Source organism: Nostoc sp. NMS4 (assembly GCF_017115095.1).
Classification (GTDB): domain Bacteria; phylum Cyanobacteriota; class Cyanobacteriia; order Cyanobacteriales; family Nostocaceae; genus Nostoc.
This window is the reverse complement of the sequence record NZ_JABXKI010000322.1, coordinates 1-5,706: the sequence shown is the minus strand read 5'-3', so window position 1 is coordinate 5,706 and position 5,706 is coordinate 1. Positions and strand designations below refer to the sequence as shown.

Genomic DNA, 5,706 nt, shown 5'->3' with positions numbered 1-5,706 from the left:
GGCATAAGCCATGCTAGAAAGAGTTAAGGTCATGACAAAGTGACCGAGAGAAATTCTTCCATGTACTGTTGCGGCTAGAGTCAAACCCAGGATAGTAAAGACGCAGAACTGAATGACAGTCCTTTGCCAAGTAGCCAGTTTTGTATAACCTTTATGGACACGATACTCAACCACCATTAGTTCACGATCTAAACGTTGCTTTTGCCGCTTCAATTCTTTAGCTTCACTAGCAAATGCTTTCACCGTTTTGATATTGGTGATCAGTTCCGAATTGTGACTTTCTGTATTTTCGCCATACTTATCCAGAATAGTTTCGTGCCAAATTAGCCGCTTTAAATCCCTTAAGCTAAAGCTCAGAATAACTATAAAGGAAATCAGATACAAAATTGCAATTCGCCACTCAATCACCAAGATAAACAAGAAAATTCCCAACACCCGAACTAGTTTAGGAATCAACTGTCCGGCAATTTCTGGGTAAGTGTAAGTGTGGTTAGAAAGACCTCTAGCTATTCTTCCAGAAATGCGTCCAGGGTTATTTTCATCATAAAATTCTAGTGGAAGAGTGAGAATTTTTTCTATCGCTGTTTGGGCTTTTTGGCGACGCAACCTTAAGGATATATCCCAATGAAACCAATGGGTTAACCAAGGTTGTGTTGGCGCTCTAACTACGGTGACAACGAAAACTAAACCCAGTAATACACTCAAAGATAGAGCTTTAGTAACTGGATAATTGGTAATGTCCGAAAAAGTTGCGATCGCATTTTGAAGTGGTTTGTCTAAAGGTTGAGCAGACAAAACGTTTAAAATCTGCCCAATCGCATAAGGGACAAACAAATCAATAATTTCGTAAACGCTGGATGCTCCGATACTAAAGAGACTCAGCTTCCAATCAGAGCGAAAGTAATTGACAATATCTTGAAATTTGGCCATGATGCACACCGTCCAAGAGCGCGATCGTAAACTTGGAATTTATATACTACAAACGTATTACAAAGTAGTCAAGAGCTAGATGACAAATCACTCTTTAGGAGTAGTTGCTAGTTCTTGAGGGAAAAATTCAAGGCGATAGCGGTAGAGAGCAACTGGTCGAGAACCAGCTTTAAAGTAATCTGGATCTTGGGGTGAAAGATAGACAGCAGTAACTTGATCTGCTTCAATCGCCGGATTAGATATTGGAAGTTTATGATAAGCGGTGGTAGATTCTACAGAGTTGAAATAGGGGCGTGAACCGCCTTTAAATAGTTGTTGAAACACTTCTGTGGTAATGAACTTGCCATCAGGGGTAGTTTCTGTGGCGCGTGCAGTCACAATGGAGACTAGTTGGCGACTGCTACGCAAAAACGTAATTTGACGATTAGGTGAATCTGGATCTACTTTGACTAATAACACTGCTTCATCCCCTAAATAAGCTCTTGCCAAATTCAAGCTATTGAATGCTCTATCTGCGACTAAAATCGGCGATTTGTAACCTATCTGAGGGAATATTTTTAAACTGGATATACGTGGTTGAGTCTTTACAAATCTTACTACAAAACTCACAGGCTGATTTAATTGTTGGCGATTACCTTCAAACCCTGGAGTTACGATATCTGGTGCTAAAGGTGCTGCTAAATCTACTAAAGTACTGGTAACTTTCCATTTACCAGCTATCCAGTTAGGATAAACTAAATCTCCCTCTGCCGGTTTGACTGATGTTAATTTTTCCCATTGGGGGAATTTGGCTAAATGTTCCGCTAATTCTTCGGCTTGTGCTTCGTTATCTCCTAATAGGAGTAAAAGCATTAAGCAAAAACTCCAAAGCACTCTGATAAACAACATAAAATTACTGTTTTAGTTTGTCAATATGACATTTTGTAATCAATACCTCTATTGCACACTACGGAAATTTATAAATTGATGCAAGCGATCGCACACTTGGTTAGCTCGAACTTTGGCATAGCTGGTATTAGTTTCATCTAAGTCTTCACTCATAAACTCAGAAATCCCTAATTTTTTTCCAGTTTTTGTTATTAAATTGACTCGATAACGGGAAATATTATTTGCATTTTTACCTTCTTCTATAGTTTCAGTTTCCACCGTAGCAATATCTTTTAAACTATATTCCTCAAGGCATTTACCTAATTTATGGACAGCTATTTTCCCTTTTGATTCAAACGTCCAAACCTCTAATCCCAAATCTAACACTAGCTTGTAGGGCAAATTAAGTAAATGACTAATACTACCTAAAAGCTTTTCAACTTGGGGTAATTGGTCGTAAGCTTGAGCATAAAGAAGCAGAGACTTACCTGAATGACTTCTTAGCTTGATTTCTACTACAGCACCAGCAAAACTCTCAATTGTGATATTACTACTAGGAAGTGTCATCACCAGTTCTTCTACTTCTGAAATCAGATAAGTAGTGACACGTTTACGCAGAGCAGTCTTTTTGCTAATAGAAATCTGATTTGCTGTCTTTTCAATAGTGCAAGTCGTCAAAGTCACCGTTAACCAAGCTGACAAAAGCAATAAAGAACCCAATCCCCCTACCCAAGCCACTCCTATTAAAACTGGAAGGCTATTGCCTGGTATAACTTCAGTGCTAGGCTTAGGCTTCGATACTAGTTGGGTAGAAGATTGGCTTTGAAAGGGAATTCCCAAAAATTCTTGCTTTTTTTCACACTGGAGTGAACTTAAACCAACAGGTTGACAAACAATAGTTATAGGTAAAATTGATATCCCTAACCAAATTGGAGCTAACCCAGGAAGTACCAGAAGCAAAGGGGCTATCCAACTTCCTTTAATCCGTGAGTCTTTTTGGGTAACAATTTTGCTAGGTAAAGATTCGATAATTTTCCATTCGTTCATATAACCCTGTTGTTTATGAATGGGTAATTAACTTGACTGAAATTTACTATGAATCTCTGTCTAATTACTTATGTTAACTTTCTATTGGTAAAGGCTGCCAAATTTCTCCATACTTTTCTTTTAAAACCTGCCAAGCTTCTACTTGTCCTGGTTCGTATTCTCCGGGTTTACCCCATTGCAAAAATAGGCTTAATGCAGGTTCTGATTTTTCATCTAAAAACCGAATTGCATAAGTTGTAAAATTCCCTCTTTTTGCTTCACCCGTTTCAAATTTCACTTGAATAATTCTATCCATATTCAAGTGAAATTCAAAACCTTCGGTGTGCATATTCGCGTACTTACCCTTTGGTAATTCTGCATAAAATAGCTTTTCAACCTTACCCCGTGCTTCTAATACAGCCGCGCTGCTAGTAACAATTAAACGCAAGGTTCCCAGACTCTCGCAAGCTTCTAAAAATTCTTTCAAAGTAGTACTCATAAATTATTATCCTTTGTTATTTGTTGATCTCCAATGCCCAATGCCCAATGCCCAATGCCCAATTCCCAATTCCCAATTCCCAATCCCTATTTTTCGTATTGTTCATAAGCGGCGACAATACGCTGAACTAGAGGATGGCGCACAACATCTCTTTGGGAAAATTCACAAAAGGCAATGCCTTCAACGTGTTTTAAAATTTGTAAAGCCACTCCTAAACCCGATTGTTGGTGAAGTGGTAAATCAGTTTGTGTCATGTCGCCTGTAATCACCATCCGCGAACGGAAACCCAAACGAGTCAAAACCATTTTCATCTGAGCAGGTGTAGTATTTTGAGCTTCATCGACAATTATAAAAGCGTTATTGAGGGTTCGTCCCCGCATATAGGCTAGTGGTGCGACTTCAATCACACCGCGTTCCATTAAACTGGGTACTTTTTCTGGGTCGATGAATTCATAAATAGCATCGTAAAGTGGGCGAAGATAGGGATTAACTTTCTGCTGTAAGTCTCCAGGTAAAAAACCGAGTTTTTCACCGGCTTCGACAGCAGGGCGAGTTAAAATTAGCTTTTCAACTTGGTTAGAAAGAAGTGCTTGGACGGCGACAACAACAGCGAGATAAGTTTTGCCGGTACCAGCAGGCCCAATTCCAAAGGTGAGATCGCGTCTACGGAGTGCGTCGATATATTGACGCTGGCGGAAGGTTTTGGCACGGACTTCTTCACCCCGGCGACTTTTGGCAAGGACATCTCGTTGTAAATCTTGTAGTTCCCCTTGGCGATCGCTATCTATGGCTTGACGGGCTGTTAAAATATCGGCACTGGAAATAGTGTTGCCTTTTATCCAGAGGTTTTCAAGCGATCGCACTAATCGAGAAGCCAGATCGATTTGTCCTTCGGTACCAGAAATCACTAATTCCTGTCCGCGTAGCACTAAAGTGGCCCCTGTTTGCCGAGATAGGATTTTGAGATTTTCTTCTCCTTCTCCTCCAAGAGCGATCGCACTGGAAATATTTGGCAGCTGAATTGTGAAAGCATCTGCCATAGGATTTTTTAATTGGTGAGGATCTGTGTTTGACAAAGGTTAATATTTGCCCCCTAACGGCGAAATTATGTTTTTATTAACTACATTTTGAAAAATTTTTGTAATAAATGAATCGTTCGTAGGGGCGTACAGCTTGCCCTCATCCCCTAACCCCTTCTCCCAACATGGGAGAAGGGGAACTGGAGAATTTACTCCCCTCTCCCATATTGGGAGAGGGGCTGGGGGTGAGGGCATAGCCCCTACTGGTGAAGAGTCCAAAAAAAGATTTTTAAATCTTTTTGCTACTTTCCATCTTTATAAAAATTCTGAGCGGTTGTTATCTCCGCTCAGACTTGCTCTCTAGTTTCAACCTAGCGGAGGCGTGGTTTAACAATGGGTTTAGGCCCATCATTTGCACGCGGTTCTCTCTTCGTTGGCGGTGGCGATCGCTCTTCTGTATCTTCATCAAAAGACATACCCTCGCGGCCTGGAGTGGTGCTGCCGTAGATATCCAGGTATGTTGATTGCCCAACTGCGGCTGCGGCTGCGGCAATTACTGTGCGAATCGCCTGAATATTGCGTCCCCCTCGACCAAACACTTTTCCTTTATCTGTGCTTTCAAACGCGATGCGAACCCAAACCCGGTTGAGGGCTTGAGAAATTTCACAATCGACACTTAATGTTTCTGGAGATTCCAAAAACGGATGCACCAAAAACCGAACTAGCTCAACATAGTTGGGGCTAGCCGTTGGGAGTTTTGTTCCGAAATTATGATGCGGCTGTTCCACTGACCTGCTCAAAAACATTAGCTTTTACTAGAATGCGACGAACGGTGTCAGTGGGTTGAGCGCCTTGTTGTAGTCGCTTGACGATACCGGGAACGTCTAGTCGCACTTCATCAGTTCTGGGGTTATAAAAACCCAATTCTTCTAGGGGACGGCCATCGCGGCGAGCGAGGTTGTTAATGGCGACAATGCGGTAACTTGCTTCCCGCTTTTTACCGAATCGTTTCAAGCGCAGTTTGATCATGGTTGAAGAATCATTCTCCGAATTGGTAAGTATGCCGAAATGCTAATTTTAGCACTGGTCTAGCATTTGGTGCTATTTGTCATTTGTCATTTGTCATTTGTCATTAGCAAATTACCAATGCCCCATGCCCAATGCCCAATAACTAAAGATTACCAAAGCCTTTTTTCTTTTTATCTTTGGGTTTTTTCTTTTTCGTGGCTGGGGCAGCATCATAACCCCGCCATCCGGGGGCAGGGGGACGATTACCGGCACCGGCGAAGGCGTTACCCATACCGCCGCCACCGAACATTCCCGGCATTCCAGGGAAGCCACCTTGACCCATTTGCTGCATGAGCG

At 41.6% G+C, this 5,706-nt stretch carries 7 protein-coding genes and 1 pseudogene; all 8 read right to left on the bottom strand.

Annotated elements, in window-relative coordinates; all coding sequences use genetic code 11:
- Positions 1-930, bottom strand: a 930-nt coding sequence (locus HWQ37_RS29315; protein ID WP_292753924.1) for an ABC transporter transmembrane domain-containing protein, incomplete at its 3' end; no start/stop codon positions are given.
- A gap of 87 nt (positions 931-1,017) precedes the next feature.
- On the bottom strand, positions 1,018-1,818 hold the full coding sequence (locus HWQ37_RS29310; protein WP_292753923.1) for a DUF6816 family protein: 801 nt from the start codon (positions 1,816-1,818) through the stop codon (positions 1,018-1,020).
- Between the two features lie 48 nt (positions 1,819-1,866).
- The gene (locus tag HWQ37_RS29305; RefSeq protein ID WP_292753922.1) at positions 1,867-2,844 is read right to left on the bottom strand and encodes a hypothetical protein; all 978 of its coding nucleotides are present in this window, start codon (positions 2,842-2,844) and stop codon (positions 1,867-1,869) included.
- A 73-nt stretch (positions 2,845-2,917) separates the two neighbouring features.
- Positions 2,918-3,322 (bottom strand): ChuX/HutX family heme-like substrate-binding protein, encoded by a 405-nt coding sequence (locus HWQ37_RS29300; RefSeq protein WP_292753921.1) that lies wholly within the window; start codon positions 3,320-3,322, stop codon positions 2,918-2,920.
- 86 nt (positions 3,323-3,408) lie between these two features.
- Positions 3,409-4,362, bottom strand: a complete 954-nt coding sequence (locus tag HWQ37_RS29295; RefSeq protein ID WP_292753920.1) for a PhoH family protein — start codon at positions 4,360-4,362, stop codon at positions 3,409-3,411.
- 350 nt (positions 4,363-4,712) lie between these two features.
- The gene (locus HWQ37_RS29290; RefSeq protein WP_292753919.1) at positions 4,713-5,147 is read right to left on the bottom strand and encodes a KH domain-containing protein; all 435 of its coding nucleotides are present in this window, start codon (positions 5,145-5,147) and stop codon (positions 4,713-4,715) included.
- Positions 5,110-5,370 (bottom strand): 30S ribosomal protein S16, encoded by a 261-nt coding sequence (gene rpsP, locus HWQ37_RS29285; RefSeq protein ID WP_292753918.1) that lies wholly within the window; start codon positions 5,368-5,370, stop codon positions 5,110-5,112. Before rpsP ends, HWQ37_RS29290 begins: the two co-directional genes overlap by 38 nt.
- 142 nt (positions 5,371-5,512) lie before the next feature.
- Positions 5,513-5,706 (bottom strand): annotated as a pseudogene (locus tag HWQ37_RS29280) (signal recognition particle protein); the annotation flags it as partial.